At 39.6% G+C, this 25701-nt stretch carries 27 protein-coding genes; 24 read left to right on the top strand and 3 right to left on the bottom strand.

The features are described 5' to 3' along the window. Nucleotides 1–42: 42 nt before the first annotated feature. Nucleotides 43–924: a VanW family protein gene (locus tag J7E77_RS27725; RefSeq protein ID WP_214718524.1), complete on the bottom strand. Its 882-nt coding sequence runs from the start codon at nt 922–924 to the stop codon at nt 43–45. 185 nt (nt 925–1109) lie between these two features. On the opposite strand from J7E77_RS27725, the gene J7E77_RS27730 reads away from it, so the two are divergent. The 18 genes from J7E77_RS27730 (at nt 1110) to J7E77_RS27815 (ending at nt 18193) form a co-directional block, all read left to right on the top strand. Continuing rightward, complete coding sequence (locus J7E77_RS27730; protein ID WP_066256390.1) at nt 1110–1307, top strand: hypothetical protein; 198 nt, start codon at nt 1110–1112, stop codon at nt 1305–1307. A gap of 230 nt (nt 1308–1537) precedes the next feature. Further along, nucleotides 1538–2746, top strand: coding sequence for an acyl-CoA dehydrogenase family protein (locus J7E77_RS27735; protein ID WP_214718526.1), 1209 nt, complete (start codon nt 1538–1540; stop codon nt 2744–2746). Nucleotides 2747–2775: 29 nt separating this feature from the next. Then, nucleotides 2776–3528: an SDR family NAD(P)-dependent oxidoreductase gene (locus J7E77_RS27740; RefSeq protein ID WP_214718528.1), complete on the top strand. Its 753-nt coding sequence runs from the start codon at nt 2776–2778 to the stop codon at nt 3526–3528. A 64-nt stretch (nt 3529–3592) separates the two neighbouring features. Next, the gene (locus tag J7E77_RS27745) at nt 3593–5206 is read left to right on the top strand and encodes a long-chain-fatty-acid--CoA ligase (RefSeq protein ID WP_214718530.1); all 1614 of its coding nucleotides are present in this window, start codon (nt 3593–3595) and stop codon (nt 5204–5206) included. 131 nt (nt 5207–5337) lie between these two features. Then, entirely contained in the window at nt 5338–5904 is a 567-nt protein-coding gene (locus J7E77_RS27750; RefSeq protein ID WP_214718532.1) for a TetR/AcrR family transcriptional regulator, read from the top strand. Between the two features lie 108 nt (nt 5905–6012). Further along, the gene (locus tag J7E77_RS27755) at nt 6013–7089 is read left to right on the top strand and encodes a phosphotransferase family protein (protein ID WP_214718534.1); all 1077 of its coding nucleotides are present in this window, start codon (nt 6013–6015) and stop codon (nt 7087–7089) included. A 17-nt stretch (nt 7090–7106) separates the two neighbouring features. After that, entirely contained in the window at nt 7107–7844 is a 738-nt protein-coding gene (locus J7E77_RS27760) for a 2-phosphosulfolactate phosphatase (RefSeq protein WP_214718536.1), read from the top strand. 128 nt (nt 7845–7972) lie between these two features. Next, complete coding sequence (locus tag J7E77_RS27765) at nt 7973–8752, top strand: enoyl-CoA hydratase/isomerase family protein (protein ID WP_214718538.1); 780 nt, start codon at nt 7973–7975, stop codon at nt 8750–8752. 12 nt (nt 8753–8764) lie between these two features. Then, nucleotides 8765–9739, top strand: coding sequence for a quinone oxidoreductase family protein (locus J7E77_RS27770; protein WP_214718540.1), 975 nt, complete (start codon nt 8765–8767; stop codon nt 9737–9739). Between the two features lie 185 nt (nt 9740–9924). Beyond that, nucleotides 9925–10626, top strand: a complete 702-nt coding sequence (locus J7E77_RS27775; RefSeq protein WP_214718542.1) for a response regulator transcription factor — start codon at nt 9925–9927, stop codon at nt 10624–10626. Beyond that, nucleotides 10616–12022: a sensor histidine kinase gene (locus tag J7E77_RS27780; RefSeq protein ID WP_214718564.1), complete on the top strand. Its 1407-nt coding sequence runs from the start codon at nt 10616–10618 to the stop codon at nt 12020–12022. Before J7E77_RS27775 ends, J7E77_RS27780 begins: the two co-directional genes overlap by 11 nt. A gap of 166 nt (nt 12023–12188) precedes the next feature. Beyond that, a complete protein-coding gene (locus tag J7E77_RS27785; protein WP_214718543.1) occupies nt 12189–13631 on the top strand; it encodes a S1C family serine protease in 1443 nt (480 codons plus the stop codon). A gap of 21 nt (nt 13632–13652) precedes the next feature. Next, nucleotides 13653–14540: a peptidylprolyl isomerase gene (locus J7E77_RS27790; RefSeq protein ID WP_214718545.1), complete on the top strand. Its 888-nt coding sequence runs from the start codon at nt 13653–13655 to the stop codon at nt 14538–14540. Nucleotides 14541–14567: 27 nt separating this feature from the next. Next, nucleotides 14568–14981: a hypothetical protein gene (locus J7E77_RS27795; RefSeq protein ID WP_214718547.1), complete on the top strand. Its 414-nt coding sequence runs from the start codon at nt 14568–14570 to the stop codon at nt 14979–14981. 102 nt (nt 14982–15083) lie between these two features. Further along, entirely contained in the window at nt 15084–15476 is a 393-nt protein-coding gene (locus J7E77_RS27800; RefSeq protein WP_214718549.1) for a cell wall hydrolase, read from the top strand. Nucleotides 15477–15590: 114 nt separating this feature from the next. Then, nucleotides 15591–16916, top strand: coding sequence for a Na+/H+ antiporter NhaC family protein (locus J7E77_RS27805; RefSeq protein ID WP_214718550.1), 1326 nt, complete (start codon nt 15591–15593; stop codon nt 16914–16916). A 122-nt stretch (nt 16917–17038) separates the two neighbouring features. After that, nucleotides 17039–17614 carry a YitT family protein gene (locus J7E77_RS27810; protein ID WP_214718551.1) on the top strand — a complete coding sequence of 192 codons (576 nt, stop codon included), beginning with the start codon at nt 17039–17041 and terminating at the stop codon, nt 17612–17614. Nucleotides 17615–17686: 72 nt separating this feature from the next. After that, on the top strand, nt 17687–18193 hold the full coding sequence (locus J7E77_RS27815; protein ID WP_214718552.1) for a mismatch-specific DNA-glycosylase: 507 nt from the start codon (nt 17687–17689) through the stop codon (nt 18191–18193). A gap of 45 nt (nt 18194–18238) precedes the next feature. Here the strand turns inward: J7E77_RS27815 and shc are convergent, their stop codons facing one another. Beyond that, entirely contained in the window at nt 18239–20104 is a 1866-nt protein-coding gene (shc, locus tag J7E77_RS27820; protein WP_214718553.1) for a squalene--hopene cyclase, read from the bottom strand. A gap of 150 nt (nt 20105–20254) precedes the next feature. On the opposite strand from shc, the gene J7E77_RS27825 reads away from it, so the two are divergent. The 6 genes from J7E77_RS27825 (at nt 20255) to J7E77_RS27850 (ending at nt 25047) form a co-directional block, all read left to right on the top strand. Continuing rightward, nucleotides 20255–21316: a DUF2515 domain-containing protein gene (locus tag J7E77_RS27825; RefSeq protein ID WP_214718554.1), complete on the top strand. Its 1062-nt coding sequence runs from the start codon at nt 20255–20257 to the stop codon at nt 21314–21316. Continuing rightward, complete coding sequence (locus J7E77_RS31315) at nt 21243–21695, top strand: CBO0543 family protein (protein ID WP_285290740.1); 453 nt, start codon at nt 21243–21245, stop codon at nt 21693–21695. Before J7E77_RS27825 ends, J7E77_RS31315 begins: the two co-directional genes overlap by 74 nt. Before the next feature lie 243 nt (nt 21696–21938). After that, nucleotides 21939–22379, top strand: a complete 441-nt coding sequence (locus tag J7E77_RS27835) for a peptidylprolyl isomerase (RefSeq protein WP_214718556.1) — start codon at nt 21939–21941, stop codon at nt 22377–22379. Between the two features lie 95 nt (nt 22380–22474). Continuing rightward, a complete protein-coding gene (locus tag J7E77_RS27840) occupies nt 22475–23275 on the top strand; it encodes a divergent polysaccharide deacetylase family protein (protein WP_214718557.1) in 801 nt (266 codons plus the stop codon). A gap of 141 nt (nt 23276–23416) precedes the next feature. Further along, nucleotides 23417–24169 (top strand): exodeoxyribonuclease III, encoded by a 753-nt coding sequence (locus J7E77_RS27845; protein ID WP_214718559.1) that lies wholly within the window; start codon nt 23417–23419, stop codon nt 24167–24169. Between the two features lie 107 nt (nt 24170–24276). Further along, nucleotides 24277–25047: a class I SAM-dependent methyltransferase gene (locus J7E77_RS27850; RefSeq protein WP_214718563.1), complete on the top strand. Its 771-nt coding sequence runs from the start codon at nt 24277–24279 to the stop codon at nt 25045–25047. 52 nt (nt 25048–25099) lie between these two features. Here J7E77_RS27850 and J7E77_RS31320 read toward each other — a convergent pair whose 3' ends face one another. Beyond that, on the bottom strand, nt 25100–25225 hold the full coding sequence (locus J7E77_RS31320) for a hypothetical protein (protein ID WP_285290741.1): 126 nt from the start codon (nt 25223–25225) through the stop codon (nt 25100–25102). Nucleotides 25226–25701 lie beyond the last annotated feature (476 nt).

Below are 25701 nucleotides of genomic sequence, written 5' to 3' on the forward strand. Positions count from 1 at the left end.
CGGATTTGTCGACAGTCTGAAAAGTCCGCATGGCGGACTTTTTTAATATGGGGGATTAGGAATTTTCTTTGGTGAGTAGCTAATATTCTCGGAAGAATAAATTTTTATGATTAACAAATTTCCTAATGTCCGTGCTCTGATTAATATGGGCTGGTTATAGTTATTCTTAAATTCAAAATCGGGACCATACCAACTTACTGTTGCGTCTCGTCCAGGAGGAATATAGGGAACTTTTCTGGTATGAGAAAAACGCTCCAGAACCTTGATCCCAGCATTGTCAATCGCATTATAGAGAGTAGAAGAGACCTGGCAAATACCTCCGCCAATGTCTTCTGAGAACTCCCCCTTCACAATAACAGGAGCCCGTTGGTAACCTTTGGCAGCTGTTCGTTTACCTACCACTTGATTAAAAGAAAATCTTTCACCAGGAAAAACAACATAATTATTTATGGCCTTTGTTGCTAACTGAATATTGTTAGACCTTTTTTTGTTGCGAGAATTAAAAAAAGTAACATAGCGCCCAATTCGCATGCTGCGAATTTCACCAAGTAATTCACTATCCACCTTTGGATAAACAGTAAGAATAGGTAATTCCAAATTTTCCTTTTTAGAACCAAAAAAATAGGCATAGAATTGTTCAGTAAAGGCCTGGCGATGGATTCGAGAACCTGGTCGTTCGGGTATAATTACCCCAAACTGATCTAAGCTGGCGTTTTCAGGTGCAACAGAAAATTGTTTATCCAGATGGTCTAAAAACTGATTAAATTTTTGAGAATTTAATAATGGCAAACCAGTATGAGATAGAGCAAAGTCTTCTCGATTCATATTGGCCACGATTTGACCATTCTTTGTAATAGGTAAACTATCGGACGAATTTCCCTGTTGGACCATTAGGAAAAGCCCCAAAATCAAAGTCTTAAACATAACCAACAACCCTCCTAATAATAATATTAGTCGAACTATGCAATTTCATGTACCCACAAAGAAAGAGTTGCCCAAATTTTTTATTTCTACTGAAAAGAATGTAGAAATATAGTATATTTATAGATGATAACAATGGAATAGAAAAGTGCTAGCAGGTTGTTAGCGATTAAATAGGAGTGTTTATCTTGGCTGAAAACGAAAGAATTCAATTAAACGTAAGAATTACGAAGGAAACTTCCTTGCTGCTGGACGAAATTGTTGAGTATTACCAGCAAGGATTGAAGTTGGGTAGAATTTATAAAGGAGATGTACTAACAGATATTATCGAAAAATCGCATGAAGTAATGAATAAACAGAAAAGATCCTTTACTAAAAGGTTTTAATAATCCAAGGTCAGGAAATGTCTGTTGCAGGATGAAGGTATTGGTTTGACTTTTCTTGGCCCACTCTTTTTCTGTGGATCAGATAATTTTTTAAAATTTGTTCTATTAGACTCCCCTGCTATACTAAATGTTATAGAATATTTAGAAATTAATTTGAATATTTAATATTTACAGGTATAATTAAAAGCACAACATACCAACTGGTTAGTATGGGGAAGGGAGTGGAAATATTGGATTTTTCATATTCTCAAAGAGTGAAAGAGTTACAGGAAAAATTAACGGCCTTTATGGAAGCGAATGTTTATCCCAATGAGCGTATTTACGAGCAGCAACTAAATGAACAAGAAAGCCGTTGGAGTGCGGTGCCGCCGATTATGGAGGAACTGAAGGGAAAAGCAAAGGCGGAAGGGCTCTGGAACTTATTTTTACCAGAAAGTGAATTGGGTGCCGGATTAACTAATCAGGAATATGCTCCTTTATGTGAAATTATGGGAAGGTCTCTTATAGGTCCAGAGGTATTTAACTGTAGTGCGCCTGACACGGGAAACATGGAAGTTATCGTACGCTATGGGACAGAGAAGCATAAAGAACAATGGTTAAGGCCGTTGTTAGCAGGTGAAATTCGTTCTTGCTTTTCGATGACAGAGCCAGCTGTGGCTTCAGCGGATGCGACTAACATCGAAGCTAGGATCGAAAGAGATGGCGATGAGTACGTTATTAATGGTCGGAAATGGTGGTCATCTGGTGCAGGTGATCCTCGTTGCAAGATTGCGATTGTTATGGGGAAAACAGATCCGTCTGCCAACCGTCATGAACAACAGTCGATGATTCTCGTTCCACTTGATTCCCCAGGTGTGAAAATTGAACGGATGCTCCCTGTATTCGGCTATGATCATGCCCCGCATGGACACGGAGAAATCACCTATGAAAATGTGCGCGTACCGCTCGAAAATATCCTTTGGGGAGAAGGGAAAGGGTTCGCAATTGCGCAAGGGAGATTAGGGCCTGGAAGAATACATCATTGTATGAGATTAATTGGTGCAGCTGAACGAGCGCTTGAGGAATTATGTAAGCGTGTTCAGGAACGGACTGCTTTTGGAAAACTATTAGCACAGCAAGGGGTAATTGGTGAATGGATTGCAGATTCTAGGATCGAAATTGAACAGGCAAGACTGCTTACCTTAAAAGCTGCCTTTATGATGGATACTGTTGGTAATAAAGAAGCAAAAGCAGAGATTGCTATGATTAAAGTAGTCGCCCCGTCAATGGCATTACGTGTCCTTGATCGTGCCATTCAGGCACTGGGTGCTGCAGGAGTTTCAAACGATTTTACACTTGCTGCCCAATGGGCAAACGCAAGAACATTAAGATTAGCAGATGGACCTGATGAAGTCCATCGTGCACAGGTTGCCAAGCTAGAATTGAGAAAATATCAATAGAATTTAGACTTGAAGAAGGGCTGAGAACTATGAGATTACAAGGGAAAACAGCAATAATTACGGGCGGAGGGGGCGGTATTGGCCGCTCCACCGCGCTCCGCTTTGCAAAAGAAGGAGCAAGGGTTGCCGTAGCAGATATCGATTCCGCAATTGGGGAAGAAACAGTTCGTTTAATTAAAGAAGAGGGCGGTGAAGCAATATTTGTCAAAACAGATGTAACCGATTCTAAACAAATAAAGGCATTAATTAACACCACCACAAGCACATTTGGCGCTTTACATATCTTGTTCAACAATGCTGGTGTCGGTAATTCCGAAGTAAGTAGTGTTGATTTATCTGAAGAAGAATGGGATCGGGTAATTGACATTAATTTAAAGGGTGTTTTCCTTGGAATAAAATACGCAGTACCTGAATTTATTAAAGCAGGAGGCGGAGCAATTATTAACACATCTAGTTTGCTCGGCTTAAAAGGACAGAAATATGTGTCTGCATACAATGCATCTAAAGCTGGGGTTGTCATGTTGACACAAAATGCATCCCTTGAATATGGGAAATACAATATCAGGGTCAATGCGATTGCACCAGGTGTAATTGACACGCCAATTATTGATCATTGGAAGCAGGATGATCGAAAATGGCCAATTATTTCACGTGCAAATGCACTAAGAAGAATTGGAACTCCAGATGAGGTTGCAAAGGCGGTGTTATTTTTAGCTTCAGATGAAGCGTCTTTTATTACAGGTACAACCCTGTCTGTTGACGGTGGCGGCTTAGCATTTTAGATGCTCTATAGCAAATGGTAAAAAATCATTAGTGAGTTTATAACACATTTTGGGAGGAAAATCGATGAGTGGTAAGAAAGCCTGGTTAGCCCATTATCCGGAAAGTATCGAAACAAATGTGACGATTCCAAATAAGCCTTTAGGACAAATTCTTCAGGAGACAACGGAAAAATATCCTGATAATAATGCTCTATCCTTTTATGGAAGGAAATTTTCTTATCAGCAATTAAACTCGCTAGTTCATAACTTTACATCTGCTTTGCAGCAAAATCAGGTTCAAAAAGGCGACCGAGTTGCGATTATGCTCCCGAACTGTCCGCAATATGTTATTTCCTATTACGGAATTCTTACGGCTGGGGCGATTGTTACCCAAGTGAATCCAATGTCAGTCGAACGAGAGCTTGAATATATACTGAAGGACTCCGGAGCGGAAACCATTGTAGTTCTCGATGCCATCTATCCAAGGGTGAAAAGTGTTCAAGCACTTACCAACCTAAAGAATATCATTGTTGTCAGCCTCCAGCCTTCAGGACATGAATTTGCCCCGGACAGAAGCTTTGAAAGCTTCTTAACGGAAAGTAACGGAAGCATCCTCCCGATTGAAATGGACCCTGAGCATGATGTAGCCATCCTTCAATATACTGGTGGCACAACAGGAAGATCGAAAGGTGCGATGCTGACGCACCGAAATGTTCTAGCAAATGTGATTCAGTGTTACGAGTTCTTTAAAGAAGAAATGGAAATCGGAAACGAGCGTTTTCTAACGGTCATTCCTCTCTTCCATGTTTTCGGGATGAGTTCTTGTATGAACCTTTCGATTTTTACAGCCTCTGAATCGATCATGCTTCCTCGGTTTGAATTAGAGGAAGTATTAAACACGATCAAGAATGAACAACCTACTGTTTTTCCAGGTGTCCCAACCATGTATGTAGTGATTACAAGCCATCCTCGTGCCGAAGAATACGGGATTAACAGTATTAAAACGTGTAACAGCGGAAGCGCGCCAATGCCACTTGAACTGCTCCGCAGCTTTGAAAAGAAAACAAGTTCTAAAATCTTAGAAGGTTATGGATTATCAGAAGCCTCACCGACCACCCATTGCAATCCGCCATTTTCAGTACGCAAACCTGGAAGCGTTGGGATTGGCGTCCCATCCACTGAATACAAAATAGTGGATTTAGCAACAGGGACTGAAGCAGTGCCTGTTGGTGAACTAGGGGAAGTCATCATTAAGGGACCACAGATTATGAAGGGGTATTGGAATATGCCGGAAGAAACAGCAAATACCCTCCGTGACGGCTGGTTATACACGGGTGATATTGCCAAAGTAGACGAAGATGGTTATCTATACATCGTTGATCGCAAAAAAGATTTAATCATTGCCAGTGGCTTCAATGTCTATCCGCGTGATATTGAAGAAGTCCTTTACGAACATCCTGCTGTACAAGAGGCGGTCTGTATTGGAGTTCCCGATCCTTACCGAGGAGAAGATGTGAAAGCCGTCATAGTACTAAAGGCTGGCAAAACCGTAACAGAAGAAGAAATAATCCAATATTGTAAGCAAAACTTGGCAGCCTATAAAGTACCGCGCAATGTCGAATTCCGCGATCAACTTCCAAAAACAAATGTTGGAAAAATTCTCCGTCGTGCCTTAAGGGACGAAGTGAAAAATAAATAAAAGCTTATAGATAGTTTAAAATGTTTCCGAAAATAGTATAGATAGTAGAAATCCTCGTTTGTGCTTATAGGGGTATTATAGATTATGATATAATTCTCAATAGACATTTTTACAGAATGCGAGGACATAATGTGAAGGAAAAAATTACAGCTCAAAGCATCCGGCTTTTTGAAAAAAAAGGATTCACCGAGACGTCAATTCAAGACGTTGTGGATTCTCTTGGTGTGACAAAGGGTACATTCTACTATTACTTTTCAAGTAAGGAAGAATTGCTGATGGATATCCACCTCGGATATATAGATGGATTACTTTTTTACCAGGAGCAGATATTAAAAGATGCTTCGAAGTCGTGTAAGGAAAAATTATATGAGATTGTTAATATGCTTATTACAAGTATTTCCAGTCAAGGAGCGGCTGCAAAAATTTTCTTTAGAGAAATAAATAATTTAAGTTCAGAACATATTGAATTAATTGTTCAAAAAAGAGATCAATTCCGTCTCAATATAGAAGTCCTGATTCGGACAGGAGTAGAAATAGGTGAGTTCCGGCCCGAGTTAGATGTGCAGATTATTACAATGGGAATTCTTGGCATAACCAATTGGAGCTACCAATGGTTTAACCCAAACGGAAGGGTCTCTGACCGGGAAGTTGCAGAGATTTTTGTAGAAATGATTTTAAAGGGAATCCAAGTCAATTGAAGAAAAAATTGGGAAGAGGGTTTTTGTGGAAATTACCCTCTCTTTTTTCAAGGTGAATACCAACTGGTCAGTATCGTTTGAATTTTCCGAATTGAAAGGTGGAATCTGATGCCACACCAAATGAGTAAAGATACAATCCCTGTCCGAAAAGGGGAGGAATTGAACCTTCCTGTCCTTGAAAAGTTTTTACAAGAAAACATCGAAAAATTGCCAAGTGGTCCGCTTGAAATCTTACAATTTTCAGCAGGGCATTCTAATTTAACCTATCAAATAAAAAAGGGCAGTTGGGAAGCTGTACTAAGACGCCCTCCTCTAGGACCTGTAGCACCGAAGGCTCACGATATGGAAAGGGAATTTAAAATTCTTTCAGAGTTGCATCCATTATTTTCAGTTGCTCCAAAGCCAATCCTTTTTTCTAAAAATGAATCGATCGTTGGCAGTCCCTTTTTCCTAATGGAAAGAAAGAATGGTCTTGTAATTGACACGTTTTTCCCTGATGGAGTTACAGTAACTGAAGATCACTGTCGGCACCTTTCGGAGGTAATGGTCAATAAACTTGTAGAATTGCATGCGATCGACTACAGACAGACGGGTCTTGCTGAAATCAGCAAGCCGGACGGGTTTATGGAAAGGCAGGTACATGGCTGGATTGGACGATATGAACGGGCGAAAACGGAGGAAATTGCTGTCGTTGAACAATTAAAACGATGGCTGGTAGAACAGACACCCAAAAAACACGAAGCGACGATCATACATTATGACTATAAATTCAATAATGCCATGTTTACTGAGGATCTAACCGATATGGTTGGCCTGTTTGATTGGGAGATGACCACGGTAGGTGACCCGCTGGCAGACCTTGGGGTGGTCATGGGTTATTGGAATCAACGCGATGACTCTGAACTTTTGATTAAGGGGTTAGGTAAGGCGCCGATCACGGCTGTCCATGATGGATTTTTAACAAGGAATGAATGTATCGATCTTTATTCGAAAAAAAGCGGCCGGGATGTTTCTAACTTTAACTTTTATTTAACGTTTGCTTATTTTAAACTTGCTGTCATTGGTCAACAAATTTACTACCGCTATAAAAAAGGGCAAACCACTGATACACGATTTGCCAATTTTAATTATTTTGTAAAAAATTTAATTCTGCATGCAGCGAATGTTGCGGATGAAAGGGTTTAAAAGGGAGCTGGGTGGGAATGACTAAGATTCATCTTCTTATGAAGAAAGAAGACATCCGAGAAGAGAAAATTGCTGATGGAAATAAAATCGCGGTCGTCTTAGATATACTACTGGCAACAACCACAATTGTTTCAGCCTTAAAGGATGGCGCAAAGGAAGTCATTCCAGTTTTGCATAGCAAGGAAGCAATCGAACTTGCAAATCAGTACCAACAGGATGAATGTATTCTGGCTGGAGAACTAGATGCCAAACCGATTGACGGGTTTGTTTATCCTAGTCCAACGTTAATCAGGGAATCCATTAATGGAAAAACGTTAATTTTATCCACCACAAACGGCACTGTGGCGTTAAGAAAATCATCTTCGGCGAATAAAGTATACATTGCATCTATGCTCAATAATCCTGCTGTTGCTAGTTCTCTTCAGAAAGTTAGTGAGGATCAAACCATTCTAATTATTTGTTCCGGAAATTCTGGGGAAATGAGTTTAGAAGATTTTTATGGTGCCGGCCACTTAATAGATTGTTTATTGAAACATAGTGAATATGAATTAACAGATGCAGCGAAAACGGCTTTATATTTCTACCGGGGTCAAAAGGACGCCTACGAGATTCTGCTAGATACTTATGTTGGAAAACTTCTAGATAAATATAATCAGCATCCTGACTTAAGGGTGGCTTCGGCAAAAGGGATAACTTCGATTGTACCTATATTAAAAGATGGAAAAGTCGTAGTCGAAACAATCTATTCTATATAAAGGGATGCAGAGATCGATGAGGTTTTCACAAACAATTGCATTAATAACGGGGCAGGAAGCGGAATTTGCAGGGCGACAGCTTTTTGGTTTTCAATAGATTACGAACATAAACTGAAAGGAAGATGAATATGAGCCAAGGACATTTATTAATTGAAAAACTAGGTCCGGTGTTGTCTTTGACATTAAACCGTCCAGAAAGCCTAAATGCGTTTAGCCCCGAGATGATTTTAGGACTAAAGGATGCGCTTACTAACGCCCAAATGGATGAAGATATACAGGCGATTGTTATATCTGGAGCCGGTCGTTCCTTTAGTGCAGGCGGCGACGTCAAAACAATGGGGCAGGCAGACTCTAATCAAGTTTACGAGCATATCGGCAAGCTCAATGAGCTCATTTTATTGATGAAAGAAACCGAAAAGCCGATTATCGCCACTGTTCACGGTTTTGCCGCTGGGGCAGGGTTTAATTTGGCTCTGGCCTGTGATCTTATAGTAGCAGCGGAAGACAGTAAGTTTGCCCTAAGCTTTTCACAGGTTGGTTTAATTTCTGACGGGGGCGGCTCCTATTTACTTCCGAGATTAATTGGTCCGCATTTAGCGAAACAATTCTTTTTTACAGCAGAACCAATCCCTGCAGAGCGTCTTTTTCAACTAGGGGTGATTAATTATTTAGTTCCATTAGAGAAGCTTCAAGAAGAAACTACGAAATTCGCCTTAAAATTGGCGCATGGTCCTGGGAAAGCGTTTGGAAAACAAAAGAAATTAATTGATCAATCGTTTACATCCACACTTGAGGAAATCCTCGAGCAGGAGCGGTTGATACAGACGTTAATGGTGCAAACAGCTGACCACAAAGAAGGAATTACCGCTTTTAAGGAAAAAAGAAAACCAGCATTTAAAGGGAAATAGGAGATGAAAGTGATGAAAGCAGTTCGATTAACAGAATATGGTGGACCAGAAGTATTGAATCTAGTGGATATTGAAAAACCGGTTCCAACCGGTCATGAAGTTCTAATTGAAATAAAAGCGATTGGTGTTAACTACGCGGATACTGCACGGAGGGAAGGACAATATGTCGTAAAAACGCCGCTGCCTTTCATTCCTGGTGCTGAGATTGCGGGAGTGGTTGCTGCAATTGGAGATCAAGTCACAAAAGTTAAGCCAGGCACAAGAATTGTCACCTTAATCGAATCAGGGGGCTACGCTGAATATGCGCTAGCAGATGAGGGTTCACTGATTCCGATTCCTGAACAATTAGATTTCCAAAATGCCGTTGCTCTGCCGTTGCAAGGCTTAAGTGCTTATCATATTTTAAAAACAATGGGTCGTTTAGAAAAGGGCGAAAGCGTCCTTGTGCATGCAGCTGCAGGCGGGGTAGGAACAATTGCTGTTCAGCTAGCAAAATTGTTTGGGGCAGGAAAGGTCATTGCTACAGCAAGCACAGCTGAAAAATTGGCGTTAGCACAGGAAATGGGCGCAGACGTACTAATTAACTATACAGAGCCAGACTGGGAACAGCAGGTTCTTGAAGCCACTGGCGGCAAAGGGGTAAATGTTGCGCTTGAAATGGTGGGCGGGGATGTTTTTAATAAAACCGTCAAATGTCTCGCCACATTTGGCCGCCTTGTTGTGTTTGGTGCTGCAAGCGGTGAACAAAGCCGCTTCTATCCGTCATCACTGATGGCTAGAAATCAATCAGTTATCGGCTTTTTCTTACCGCAGATTATGAGGAAACCAGAATTACTGCAGCCAAGCTTAGTAGAGTTACTTACATACCTCGGTGCAGGAAAATTAAAGCTGACCATTGGCGGGGTATTCCCATTAGAGGATGCTGCAAAGGTCCATACTCTGCTGCAATCGCGAAAAACACAAGGGAAATTAATTTTAGTGCCGTAATGTTAAATAAATGTATGAAAGAGGTCTTGAAGTGATTCAAGCCTCTTTTTCTGTGGAAATATTAATAAACTATGAACAAACTATTAATTAGTAGAGAACAATTGTTTTTATGGTTGATATGCTTAAAATTTGAGCTAAACTAATTAAATAGAACAATTTAGGTTGCATGAGGAGCTGATCTAATTTTGAGAATATTAGTGATTGAAGATAATAAAAGTGTTTGCTCAATGATCGAAATGTTTTTTGCCAAAGAAGGCATTGATGGAGAGTTTGTCAATGATGGCCTTGAGGGGTATAACCGCATTAAGGAAGGGACATGGGATGCTCTCATTATTGATTGGATGCTTCCGGGAATGGATGGAGTAACGATCTGCCGTAAAATCCGGCAAGAAAATTTTACTGTTCCAATCATTATGTTAACAGCAAAGGATAGTGAGTCAGACCAAGTGCTCGGACTTGAGATGGGAGCTGATGATTATGTAACCAAGCCATTCAGTCCGCTGACATTGATGGCGAGAATTAAGGCAGTGACACGCCGCTTCCAAACACAGGTGCCAAAAGAAAGTGACGATTTCCTACAAACCGAACACTTTAAGGTAAGTAAAAATACGAGAGAAGTGATTGTGGACGGAACACCGGTGACAAACTTAACACCGAAGGAGTTTGATTTACTTTACTATATGGTTGAACACCCCCGACAAGTGTTTTCAAGAGAGCAGTTACTTGAACGGGTTTGGGGCTATCAGTACTACGGTGATGAACGGACAGTCGATGTCCATATCAAACGGCTGAGGAAAAAAGTCGAAACAAGCTCGCAGCAATTCTTCCATACGGTATGGGGGGTAGGGTATAAGTTTGATGAGTCAATCAAAGCGGATGAAGTTTAGATATATTTACCAACAGTTTTTTAGTCATATCAGTATCATTATTGTTGCTTTTTTGGTGTTAAGTCTTTTATTTGCCCATTATGTTGAAAATCTGGTTTATGAGAATAAAGCAAACGAGCTCATTTCTTACGGAAAGTCTATCATGTCAGAGATTGAACAAAGGCCACAAGCGACGGAGTCCATCATTAATCGATATAGCTCCGTATTAGCGACCAGAAAAATGAGCTTTAGTATGTTCGATCAATATGGAAAATTATACGCCGTTGGAAAACAGGGTCCAGCCATTGGGGGGTTATCTGACAAGGATTGGGATAAGATTTCAAAAGGACGTACCCTTGTGGTTAATAGCGATTTTAAAAGGTTCGGTCAAGAAGGTGTTACCTTTGTTGTATTACCGTATCTTGATAACGGGAACTTTATTGGCGGCATTCTATTAACCTCACCGATTAGCGGCTCAAGTGCGATGATTCAACGTGTTAATCAGTTTATTTTGTATACCATTCTTATTGCTCTTATTGTGTCCTTTCTAATGAGTTGGTTTTTATCGAGGATTCATGTTAACCGGATTAAGCGTCTACGTGAAGCAACCTCTCTTGTCTCTGCTGGGAATTATCAAGTACACGTTTCTGCCTCCAATTTTGATGAAATTGGTGAATTAGCAAACGATTTTAATCATATGGTCGATAAAATTAATACATCGATGGAGGAAATTGAAAGTCTGGAAAATAGACGAAGGCAATTTTTGTCTGATGTTTCCCATGAAATGCGGACGCCTCTTACGACAATTAGTGGTGTAATCGAAGGTTTGAAAAATGACATGATTCCGGAAGAAGATAAAGAGCGTGGAATCAACTTAGTTAGTCAAGAAGCGAAAAGACTCATTCGCCTTGTCAATGAAAACTTGGATTATGACAAAATTCGCTCCAACCAGATTCAGTTATTTAGGGAAGACATTCAGCTCGTAGAGTTACTAGAAATTATTCAGGAACAATTAATGCCCCAAGCAGAGGATAAAAATAATCGGATAGTTATTGACGCTGCACCGGAAGTCATGGTCAATGCAGATTATGACCGTCTGATCCAAATATTAATTAATATTACCAAAAATAGCATTCAATTTACCACGAACGGGACTATTTGGCTGCGTGGAAGAACAGAGGAGAACTCAACTATTATCGAAGTGGAAGATACGGGAATTGGCATTGATCCCAATGATATCGAAAACATCTGGCGTCGTTTCTATAAAGCTGATATTTCCAGAACCAGTAACCCCTATGGTGAATTTGGGTTAGGTCTTTCAATCGTAAAGCAATTGGTTCTACTTCATAATGGAGAAATTAATGTTTTCAGTGAAGAAGGACAAGGAACAAAATTTGTGATTCGACTTCAAAAATAAGAGGGAGTATTTAGAAGCTGCGGGCTGATGCCTGCAGCTTTTTTGCGCAGTTGCGATTATATTTCTTGGATATTTCCAAAAGCCGTTATAGTTTGTTAATAATTTCTTAAGATTTGTCAGTTAAAGTAAAGACAAGTTAGAAAATCCTTAAAGGAGATTGAGTGAGATGGAATTGAAAAATGAAAATGAATTCGAAAAAAATCAACCTAATTCATCTGAAATGACTGAAAATACAAAAGCTGAAGAACAAGCAGTAGATACAATCAATTTCAGCCATACCGAAGAAAATTCGCATGCTGTCGATGCGACCGTAACAGTAGAGACGAAGGATTTTGTCAATCATGAGGAACAAGAAGAACCAATCGAATTCGACCCAACCACAGAAGCGACATTACCTCTAGAAATGGATCAAACGCGTACGACTAGCCAAGTTGATCAAAAGTATAAGAAAAAACGGAATGTAAGAGGATTTGCCTCCACACTAGCCGCTGGGGTAATTGGGTCTGTATTGACATTAGTGATTCTGCCACATACAGACTACATAAAAAATCATTTTCCGAAGGTGGAGAATCAAGGGGCAATAAGTTCACAACAAGGAACATCTGTCAAACCAGTGGTGGCTCAGCCAACAGCCGCATCTTCTAATTCGATTGCGGATACGGTTGAAAATGTATCAAAAGCCATTGTAGGGATCGTTAATTATCAGCAACAAGAGAATAATTTATATGGAAACCCTAACACATCACAAAGTGTGGAAAGCGGATCTGGCTCGGGAGTTATTTTTCAAAAAAATAATGACACGGCGTATATTGTCACCAATAACCACGTAGTAGAAGGGGCCTCGAAACTTGAAGTATCTTTGTTTGACGGTGAAAAGGCGACCGCAGAAGTTGTTGGCACAGATGCCTTAACGGATCTTGCGGTCTTAAAAATTGACGCTAAATACGTGACGGCAACTGCTGATTTTGGTAATTCATCCACACTCCGCCCTGGCGACCAGGTTTATGCGATTGGAAACCCGCTCGGACTCGATCTCTCAAGGACAGTCACGCAAGGTATTGTCAGTGCAACGAACCGAAGCATTGCTATCACAACATCAGCAGGAAATTGGGACACCAATGTCATTCAAACAGATGCAGCGATCAATCCAGGGAACAGTGGTGGTGCGTTAATTAACCCACAGGGGCAAGTGATTGGGATCAATAGTTTGAAAATCTCTGAGAGTGGTGTCGAAGGATTAGGCTTTGCGATTCCTAGTAATGACCTCATTCCAATTGTGAATCAATTAATTAAAAGCGGTAAAATGGACCGTCCATATCTTGGGGTAGGACTTGCAGATCTTGATCAAGTGCCACAAATGTACTGGCAAAACATGCCGAATAACACAACAAAAGGTGTTTTGCTGACAAACATTGAGCCTAATTCAGCAGCTGCAAAAGCTGGGCTGCAAGTAAAGGATATTATTGTCTCTATGAATGGAACGGAGATTACCAGTTCTTCAGATTTAAGAAAATATTTATATACAAAAGTTAGCAAAGGCGCTGAAATAAAATTTGGTATTTACCGCGAAGGAAAACAAATGACGATAATTGTAAAACTGTCGGAATAATGGGAGGGAGTAGCTAGAAAAATGTCCTTATTAAAGCAAAATAAAAAGACTGTTCTAATCATACTAGTGTTATTAATTACAATGGGTATCTCGCTAAGTTTCGCCCTAAAGAAGGATGAGACGGTCGCAAAGTTTAATGGTGAAGCAATTAGCAAAGACGATCTTTATAGTGAAATGGTCGAACAGTATGGTGCTGCCACAGTTGATAAAATAATTGGCGATAAAATTGTGGCTGCTGAGGCTAAAAAACAAAAAATAAATATTACTAACAGTATCCTGAATAAAGAGGTTGAAAAACTGAAAGCCTCTTATGGCGGCGAAGAAGCATTTAAACAGGCGCTTGAAAGCAACAATACTACTTTGGCTTTTCTTAAACAAGATCTAAAAAATTATTTGACCATCAAACAATTACTGGAGCCTCAAATAGAAATTACCGAGGAGGAAATGAAAACCTATTTTGATGAAAATAAGGATTCGTTTGCCGATGCAGAGCAAATTAAAGCAAGTCATATTCTGGTTGCCGATGAAAAAACTGCTAATGAGGTCAAACAAAAGCTCAACGATGGCGGGGATTTTGCGGAGTTAGCCAAAGATTATTCCACCGATGATAGCACGAAGGATTCAGGCGGTGACCTTGGATATTTTGCCAAAGGGACAATGGTCACTGAATTTGAAGATGTGGCTTTTGGACTGGCAGTGGACCAAGTAAGTAAGCCAGTAAAGACTGAATATGGGTATCATATTATTAAAGTGGAGGCTAAAAAGAAGGCAAAAGAAGCAAATTATAATGACAGTAAGGAAGAAATTAAAGAAACTTTAGTTGATCAGAAAATCGATTCTGAGTACACAACCTGGCTAGAGAACAAGAAGAAGAGATATGATATTGAAAATACACTAGAAGAAGTTTAACCCTACAATCAAGAGGTGAATAGCAAGATGAATCGGGTCGGGAAATATGCAGCAAACGATACAGTGGATGATCTTGAGTTGATGAATATGGTCTTTGAACTCCCTGAAAAGGATAAAATGATTATGTGGTCTGAAGGCTATATTGATCTTGTGATTGAGAAATTACCTGAATATGCCCGAGATGTTTTGGAGAATCGCAAGGAAAAGTGGGAAGATACGAAAGCATATTACCAAAAGAAGATTGAAGATATTATTAACCAGGAAGAGTTTAAATTGAAACAAAAGGGCGAACGGAAGGAGTTCGCCCTTTTCGTCATGGAGCGATTTCCAGAATATCAATCGTTACTTTTTTTAGTTTATGATGGGAATCTAAAGGAGGATGATTTTAGAAAGTTTGTCTACCGAAAAAGGCTCGGTTCACGTAAAAAGTACCTTCATTAAGCGGGTTGGCGAGATAAAGTGACAAGTTGGCGGAATGATCGTCAGGTTGTTTGACCAAGTAATAAAACAACCCTGTGGTTTCCGCTATTTCTTGTTATTCGTATGGTGCGATTACTTAGAGCCGAAGCTGAAGGGGAAGGCACTCAAGGAATGCTCCTTGTTGGAAACGTAGGAATAAACAGACTTCGTGCAAACTGTTCTGATTTTAAAGGTCTTCGAACAATACCACAAATGGTTTATCAACCACATGCATTTGAAGCAACGACAAAAGGATATTTTTATCAACGAGCTAGGACTGCAGAAAAGCGTTTGGCACAAAAAGTCATTAATGGTGAAAGGTATTGGCCGGCAAAATTCAGCCTATGGTATTTTAAGCCACCCGGAGATTGCCCGCAAACATGGTATAATCAACCTTTTGTAGCTAGGTTTAAACTGCATTGTTTTTATCAACCGACTGCGGCAGAGTGTGAAAGTGTTTATAATACCTTTGCGTAACAATGGAGCCGTCTTTTTGCGGCTTCTTTTTATATTGGTGGCAAGCTATTGCTTTTCGGAAGGGTCATTTTTCCTTATAATAAGAGATGCTTTTTAATTAAAGGGTGGGTTCGTATGGATATCAATTTTTCTTTAAAGCAAGTGTTGCTCCTTCTAATCGTTACTTTGACAGGGGTGGTTTGGTCAGTTATCTTTCATCACCCACTTGTGGCAGGTTTTTTTCCAGGCTACCTCATGCTTGTTTGGTTAGCAAAGAAAAAAGAGATATCGATAAAACAAATTCTACATATTAGTATTTTGGGTGTGAATAAAACGAAAATTGTCATCTTAATTCTTTTCTTGGTTAGTTTCTTGCTGCCATCTTGGTACTTATCAGGTACCATTCAGCAAATGGTGAAAATCGCCTTGCATTTTATCATCCCAAATCATTTTTTTGTCTTATCCTTTCTAAGCGCCATGGTATTCTCGATGCTACTTGGAACGACTGTTGGGACATTGAGTGCGATTGGCATACCTATTATTGGGACGGCAATCGTTCTTCACCTTCCTGTTGAAATGGTGGCTGGCGCATTGGTTTCAGGAGCGTTTGTAGGCGATCGGACCTCGCCGTTTTCAAGTGCCCATCAACTTTTGTCACAAACGGTTGAATTGCCGGTGAAAAGACAATGGAATGCGATGCTTGTCACCACGCTTTTGGCTATTATTTTATGCTTTTGCTTTTATGGAATGGCTGACTATCTGATCTCTGAAACAACTGCTTCAAATACCCAACCACTAAGTTTACATGAAATTTCAGTGATTAAATTAATCCCGCCAATCATCTTAATCGTATTTGTCCTTTTACAGTTTAGTATCATTTATGCTTTCTTAACTAGTATTCTATCAGCTTCGGTGATTGCATTATTCGGTGGAATTTCATATACAAAACTCGTTTTTTCTTTGTGGCATGGCATTGGTGGGCTTGGGGGAGGATTCCTTCATATGTACGAATTGCTCCTATTTTTAGCCTTGGCAGGGGCATATAATGGCCTTTTAGAAGAAATGAATGTCATGCAGCCTTATTTAGATAAATGGTTACAATCATCTCGATCTCTGACTGGTGACACCCTTAAAACGCTTTTGGCGACATTTTTGATCACTTTAATAGCAGCAAATCAAACCCTGCCCATTATTCTAACAGGGAGATCCTTCCTTCCTCATTGGTCTAGTAACTATGGAAAAGAAGAGCTAGCTAGAGTGATGGGGGATTCGACGATGCTGTTTCCGGGGATAGTCCCGTGGAGTGTTCTCGCCATCATGTGCAGCACGATCGTTGGTATACCGATCATGGATTATCTGCCATTTGCGCTATTTTTATGGATTTTACCCATTTTAACGATATTAGTTTCCTTAGTAAAACAAGCCCGAAAATCCAAACCAAATCGAACAGCGATTGCTTAAAAAACGGAGTCCTTTGCGTCTCCGTTTTTTCGGTTTTTGGGGTTAAAAGAAAATCCCTTTGAATGAAGTACCACTATCTTTCATATTAGTGGTAGTAAAGAACTTGGACAAGGGATGATCACATGCTGAAAAAATTGGCAATAATCGGATTTGGGAGCACCATGATTGGGATTGGCATTAACGGGTTTATTCTTCCTTTGCATTTAATTAATGGAGGATTTTTAGGTATTAGCCTGTTGTTAAAATATATTTGGGGTTTTAAAACCGGAATCACGTTTATCTTTCTTAATATCCCCGTTTATATGTTCGCCTTTAAATCTGACCCCATTTATTTTATCAATGGTGTAATAGGAGCGCTCTGTACCGGTCTTATGATTGAATTATTCATGCCTTTAAATGGAATATTTCATCTACCCATTCTTAGCAGTGTTATTGTAGGAGCTGTGATTATTGGGAGTGGGGTTGGGGTAATGCTTAGAAATCATATTAGTCCAGGCGGTATGGACCTTCTAGCACTAATCATTGCCAAATGGTCAAAAGTGAATGTTGGAGTCATTATGTTTGCGATGGATGCCGTAATTATTATTACCGGTCTCTTTCTCCTTCAGGATGTGAAACTTTTTTATTCACTGATCATCGTAGCGATTGTTGGACTACTAGCAAGTATTATTACCACTATTAACATTGAGCGGCACTAAATAAAGTAAATATTACATAACGATTGAACAATTGGTAAATCTAAAAAGGCTAGGTAAATAAGGAGATTTTTTATGAAACCCATCAGTGATCATCTCAAGGAAAATTTAAAGGTTTTATTTGTTGGCTTTAATCCAAGCATTCGCTCTAGTGAACTAGGGCATCATTATGCTAATCCCAACAATCGTTTTTGGAGGATCTTGTATGAAGCGGGGTTAACGCCGAGGAAATATGACGCAACTGAAGATGCGAAACTTTTAGATTTAGGATATGGCTTTACAAATATCGTTCAAAGGCCGACAAAGGCAGCGGATGAAATTACGAAAGAAGAGTACGTGGAGGGAAGAGAAATCTTAAAGACAAAGGTCGAACAGTTAAAGCCACAAGTAGTTTGCTTTGTTGGAAAGGGAGTTTACCAGCAATACAGTGGTTTAAAAGTGATTCAGTGGGGAAAGCAACCCAACGGATTTGTACCTGGAGTGGTTGATTTCGTTGCACCTTCTTCAAGTGGTCTGGTTCGAATGAAAATGGAGGAAATTGTTGATATCTATAAAGGGCTTGTCCCGATCCTAACTCAATAAAACATCGACGGAAATTAAACTAATGCCGTCGATGTTTTGTTCTTTTTACGACTCGAATTTTTTATGATAATGTGACATAGCCATGAGAGGGAAAATGTAGCGATAACTGTGATAGTGAATGTAAAAACCACCGGCCATTCCTTGACCTTTTGGATAATTAGTGATCCAATCTTGTTTTTCAAGTGACGCTAATAAATAGGAAATCCCCTTTCGAATCTGTGTGGTTGGTTCTTCTGAAGTGGTTAGCAGGGTATCGAGTGCCCAAGCTGTGTGCGTTAATGTACTTGCTCGTAATGGCACATATGCTTTTTCGCTATCACTATGGCATGACTCTCCCCAGCCGCCATCCTCATTTTGAATCCCTTGTATCCAATTCACAGCCTTTTGGATTGCTGTATGACTAGTAGGGACCCCTGCGGCTAATAAACCAGTTACTGCTCCCCAAGTTCCGTATAAATAACAAATCCCCCATCTTCCATACCAAGAACCATCCTTCAGTTGATTTTTCAAAAGCCAGTTAACCCCTTTATTGATCGCTTTGTGGTCTCTTGATAAATTCGTGTAATTCCCCAAAAATTCTAAGGTTCGCCCTGTGATGTCTGCACAGGAAGGATCTGTTAGTAAAAATTCGCCTTTTTCAATTGGGAGGAATTCGAATAACTTTGTATTGATGTTCTTTTCAAACGCTGCCCAGCCCCCATCGTCATTTTGCATGGATAAAAGCCAACTCAGACCTCGGTCCCAGGCATGTCTTTCATGCGGAACAATTCTTGAAATAGAACGGAGCGAGGCAGTTGTATCATCGACATCCGGATTCATCGTATTTATATCGGAAAACCCCCAGCCGCCGGGCATTGTCTTTGGATTATGAATTACCCAATCCCCGAATTTATGATGCTGATGGTCTAACAGGTAACGATTGGCCTTCATGACCATTGGATCGTCTGCTAAAACACCAGCTGACTGGAGGGCATAACCAATCAATGAGGTATTCCATACATTCGCTGTGGTGTACTGCATATGGGGGCTTCCGTTGATATCGCATTTCATTGCAATCAAACCTTTCACGGCCTTTGATATCACCGGATCCGTTTTCTTATATCCTAGGGAGAGTAGGGCGAAAATCATTAAAAAGGTACTACTGTAGTAACTGTAAAAGGTGCCATCTGCTTCAAGGTGGTCCAACATATATTTTTTGGCCCGTTCTATCGCTAGCTGATGGAGCTGCTCGGGTAGACCCATTAATCTTTTAACTCCCTCCTCGATAAATGACAACAAGGAACGATATTCAGCAGATCGAAACCAAGGTTTTTCCTGATTACGGTGTAGATGTAGTCCTGAAAGATTAGGGCTTTTCTTTGTCTTAATAAAAAACTTTTTGTCGGCGAGAAGAATAATCGGAGTAAGATTGGCTCTGCCAAAGACAGAAAAGGAATAGAAATTAATCGGAAAGTAGTGTGGCAAGAGTAAGAATTCAACCGGAAGAGGAGAAAAATCTGGCCATATATATTGACTGGTTAAAGAAAGCATCACTTTTGTAAAGATACTAACTTCTTCTAAGCCGCCTTTGGAGACAATAAATCTTTTCGCAGCCCGCAATCGTTTGTCATCCTTCTTAACATATCCCGAATATAATAAGGCGTAATAAGCTTCCACTGTCGCGCTGAGGTTCCCTTCGCCTTCATCATAATAAAGCTTCCATGCTCCATTTTCACCCTGTTTACTAATGATCCTCGAAACCAAGCCTTGAATTAATTCTTCATCATTTAATTCCAATGTCCGCAATAAAATGATCATATAGGCATCTGTTGACTGTCCTGTTTCAAAGGGGTAATTCCAAGATCCATCGGGAGATTGGTCTTTCCGAAGCTTCTTAATAATCCAATCGATGCCTTTTTTTGTATTGCTCATAAGTAAGTACTCATTCCTCTCCCAGAAAATTATTCTCATTCATACATATTCCATAGGTAGAAGGAGAATACGCAAAGGAGGTAATGTGCCATATTTTTTAAGAGAAATCGCGAGAAGTCACCACTTGAATATATAAGGGAAGAATTAAAAATGAAGGGCAAACAATCAGGTTTGCCGCCAAAAATAACGAGAGGGGAAGCGATCCTTTTAGAACAAATAAAGACTGAGACAAAGGAGCATAACTTAAATAATGTCACTAGAACGAAGGCATACCTTGACTTTTATCTTCACTTCCCTGAAATCCATTGGGCTTTTCTCGGGCATATGGTCTCACGGAACGGGGGGTGGAATATGACCGACCTTAAGGGAGAATTTCTCACCCGTTTACTCTCGAAAAAAGAAAGAGAAACTTTTTTTGCTTTTTTAGAGCGTGGGAATTGGCTCATTTTCCAAGACGTCTATCCGCAATTTTTGTTGTATAGGGAAAGCTTAAAGCAACATAAACCGTTATTTCATTTAAGTTCTTATCTAAATATTTCTACCTTTATGGAAACGATTTGGAATCACTTTTGGCTTTATCAAGAAACCTATACTCTCGCCATTGCGTTGATAATAAATGAACAGAGTTATTTGGAAAAAAGGGTGGTTCAGAATCCACTTTATCAAAAAGGAGTGTTAAATAAATTTGAATTTATTCTCCAGGACCTGCTTTCTTTTAACCATATCCTCTTTCCCTATGGAAAAAGAAACCTAGCTGGGCAAACACTTCATCAGTTTGAGTCATTGAATGAACGAATTTTACTTGGAAAAAGATTATATGATGTCCTTTTTAAAAACAAGGAGCGTTTAAAACTAGTCTTGGAATGGGCTAAAACCCATCCACATTCAGGCTCCAGAAAGGATTACTGGCCGCATATTTTTAATAACATCAACGAAGGAATACCTGGTTTTGCCTATCAAACCCGCTTAAAGGCCTGTCAGCTCAGGCCGCGGGCAAGGAAAATTTATAGTCCTGCCCTTGAATACGCTTGGAAGAATGTAAGTCAAACGGAGGCTGAAAAAGGGGACTGGTTTGAAGATGATCGTGTTGTGGATTATTTAATGGATGACAATGAAAAAATTGACGGGGAGATTAAAAATGAATACTGTAAAACACTTGAACGACTCGAGCTCGCTGCCATCGCCAAAAAAGCCATATCGATTTTGGACTAACCCATCCCTCGCAGCCGTATTTTTGGCTTCCTTGTTCGCTACGTATTTAGATCTTTTTTTCGTTGGGAAACACATATATCGGTTCCCCGTGAGGCCGTTGCCAACTATTTTCTCCATCAATATTGTATTTACACTCGTGGTGCTGCCGGTGTTAGTATTCGTCTTTCTGCGAATGATGAACCAGGTGAATAAATGGGGGAAACTAGGCCTGATCGTCTTTATTAGTCTTTTGATGCCCATTCTAGAAAAATTAACGGAAGTGTTCGGCTGGTTTGACCACACTGAGAACTGGTCACATCTCTACACGTTCTTTGGTTACCTGTTATTTTTAACGATTCTTTATTCTTTCTACACTTGGATGGCTATACGAAAAGGCTAACATACAAAAAGCCGAGACTTTCGTCTCGGCTTTCGTGATGCAACAGTTTGTTACACCTTGCCCCTTCCGTCCGTACATTGGTTAAGTGTCCCGCAACAAGCGAATGTTCGGAAGGGGTACTATTATATTACCACAACCATAGGAGAAATATTACTGAAAGGAAGAAATTTGGTGTTTCAAACTTTCATTTCTTTTTTGAAAAGTGTATGATAAAAATGATTTTTACATAAAGGAGTGTTTTCAATGGCGAAAAAAGGTCATTTTTTGATGGAAAACGGAGAAAAAATTGAATTTGATTTATATTCAGAAGCAGCACCAGGGACAGTTGAGAATTTTGAATCATTGGTTAACAAAGGATTTTACAATGGATTAACATTCCACCGAGTTATTCCTGGATTTGTAAGTCAAGGAGGCTGTCCTGAAGGTCGTGGAACTGGTGGACCTGGTTACACAATTAAATGTGAAACAGAAGGGAATCCTCACAAACATGTACCTGGTGCATTATCCATGGCACATGCAGGCAAAAACACTGGAGGAAGCCAATTCTTTATCGTTCATGAATCACAGCCGCATCTAAACGGTGTGCATACCGTGTTTGGACAAGTGACTTCTGGGCTTGAAACTGCAAAATCCATGCGCAATGGTGATAAAATGGTAGAAGTAAAGGTATATGATCAAGAATAGATAACTCAAGAGGGCTCTTGCAGCTCTCTTTTTTTTGTCTAATTTATGATCACTTAGGGCAAATTAACCTCTAAAATCAAAGTTGGGGGTCATTTATGAAAAAGTTTATTTATATGCTTATTCCATTCATGGTATTTACATTTCAACAACCGACATCGGCCGAAAAAAATGAACCCAAAGAACTAAAGGCTGCGATTATCATTGATGATTTCGGCGGTGGAACGGGTGGTGTGCGTGACTTCCTTGAAGGAGAAATTCCGATTACTGCTGCAGTCATGCCGTTTTCAGAACACTCGACAGAACATGCGGAATGGGCCCATAAATATGGCATCGAAGTAATGATTCATTTATCCATGGAACCAAAAAGAGGAAAAAGATCTTGGCTTGGGCCAAGGCCAATTACGAATGACCTTTCACCAGCCGAAGTAAGACAAATTGTAGAGGACGCGATAAAAGATGTTCCATATGCTGTAGGCATCAATAACCATATGGGCTCACTTGCGGTTGAAAATAAAGAAATAGTTCGTGCAATTGTTGAGGTTGCTAAGGAAAGAAGATTATTTATTATCGATAGTGCCACTAGTCCAAATACGAAATTTCCCGAAATAGCCAAAGAGCTGGGTGTACCCATCCTTAAAAGAGATGTATTTCTAGACGACATATCCTCTTCAGCGCATGTTCGAAAACAAATGATTAGACTAGCGAAGGTTACTGAAATAAAAGGTACAGGTATTGCTATTGGGCATGTAGGTATAACCGGAAAAATATGTTCGATTGGTGTCTTTCAGGCGATAGACGAATTTAATAAACGAAATATAAAAATAGTCCCTGTTTCCAAGCTGTTTTCCGGCAAATTACCTGAAAAGTATTTTATACCATATAAAAAAGGCAGCTGACTGAAGTGCCCCCCATCAGTTGGACTAATAATCCATCTTATGGGGGTTCATATTTCTTTCCCAAATCCTCCTTAACTGATAAAATGTCTCCTATCAAACACTACTAAATAACCAGTTAGCAAGGGAGAAGGAATAGTTAGCATGAAACTAGTATCTTGGAATGTTAATGGCCTTAGGGCATGTGTTAAAAAAGGTTTTTTGGATTATTTTGATGAAGTGGATGCAGACATTTTTTGTGTGCAGGAAACCAAACTGCAAGAAGGGCAAATTAGTCTTGAGTTGGCTGGATATCACCAATACTGGAATTATGCAATCAAGAAAGGTTACTCTGGTACGGCGGTGTTTACTAAGAACAAACCGCTTTCTGTTCGATATGGGGTAGGAACGGATGAGACTGAAGGAGAAGGACGAATTCTTACATTAGAGTTTGACGACTTTTTCTTAGTTAATGTCTATACCCCTAATTCACAAAGAGATTTAGCGAGAATCAACTATCGTTTGGACTGGGAGGATCGGATCCTACTGCATTTGAAGGAATTAGATAAACTGAAACCCGTCGTCTTATGCGGGGATTTGAATGTCGCCCATCAGGAAATTGACTTGCGAAATCCAAAATCCAATAATGGGAATTCCGGGTTTACGCAAGAAGAACGTGGGAAAATGACCTCTTTACTTGCTGAAGGCTTTGTTGACAGCTATCGTCATTTTAATCCGGAGAAGGAAGGTGCTTATACCTGGTGGTCCTACATGGCAAAAGTCAGGGAAAAAAATATTGGCTGGCGGATTGATTACTTTATTGTTTCCGAAAGATTGCGGGAACGACTCAAGAATGTGGATATTCATTGCAATGTGATGGGGAGCGATCACTGCCCGGTAATTCTTGAAATGGATTGATAAATCCGATTAGTTTTTCTTATTGTAAAACATAAAATACCTGTCATTTTCTTTATGAAGTAACTGCTTTATAGTTATTAAATAGAAGTCACGGAGGGGGAAATGACATGGATATCAAAAAGGATGTACAACAACAGTTTGGAAAAAGTGCAGATTCCTATGTTAGTAGTGCTATCCACAAAGATGGCAATGACTTACAAAAGCTTTTAGAAATGGCGATGACGACCGGTGAAGAAGAATTATTGGATGTTGCCACAGGCGGTGGTCATACTGCCAATGCTTTTGCATCTTGTGTAAAAAAAGTAACGGCATTAGATTTGACACCTGAAATGTTAGTGGCAGCTCAAAAATATATCTTAGGTAATGGACATCAAAATGTCGAGTTTAAAGTTGGGGATGCAGAAATTCTTCCCTTTCCTGATGGATTATTTGATATTGTAACTTGCCGGATTGCTCCACATCATTTCCCGGATGTAAATAAGTTTGTGGAAGAAGTCCACCGCGTTCTCAAGCCATCAGGTCAGTTTTTACTTGATGATAATGTCGTTCCGGAGGAAGAGGACTATGATCTATTTTATAATACCATCGAAAAATGGCGGGATTACAGTCATTTCCGGGCTTGGAAGAAAAGTGAATGGCTCCAGATGCTTGAAATTTCCGGTTTTGAAATTTTTGAATGGCACCGCTTTGAAAAAACCTTTCATTACGAACCTTGGTGTGATCGCATGAATTTACCTGAAGATGAAAAAGATAAATTAACTCAATTCATCCTTAGTGCATCCCCGAAAGTAAAAGAGAAATTTAAAATTACCATAAGGGATAATCAAATTATCTCCTTCGTCGGGGAAGCCGTCATATTAAGGGCAATTAAAAGGTGAAAAAACCCTTTGCATTAAAAGAGGATTTCTCTTTTTTCAAAGGGTTTTCGAATTAAACATCGTTAAGTGCGGTTCCAATCACATCAAATTCAGGCAATTTCTCATCCAAAACCGATTGATTTTGCTCTTGTTCCACAGGAGTAATCAATCCACTTTCATCGTCTTTTTTCATACTCAATTTATAGTCATCTCCTTTATGATAAGAACGGAATACTAAAGTATTTTTTCCTATTAATTCTTAATCTAAACCTATTTAATAAACTTTGATTTTCCCATTACAAAGTGCTATTTAATTTATGGCTAAGTTAAAGATCATTGTTGATTTTGGCCCATGTTGATTGGAGCGAAGCGCATGAAGCGGAAATCAACAGCCAAGTTTAACACAGCCTATTTATAAAAAAATCGAAAAGAAATGGTTGACGAATTAGTGATGGGGTAGTATGATATTCATTGTCGCTGCTACGGAATAAATAGTTTAAGAGATGTAAGAAATTATTTCGAATGAAGTTGACATTAAAAAGGTGTTATGCTAGAATAATAAAAGTCGCTATCACTTGATTGGATGACAAACAAGAATAATAGATTTGTTCTTTGAAAACTAAACAAACAAAATCGTGCAAACAAACAAAAATTTTTAGTTTCAATTAAGAAACT

This window comes from Bacillus sp. ISL-77 (assembly GCF_018613105.1).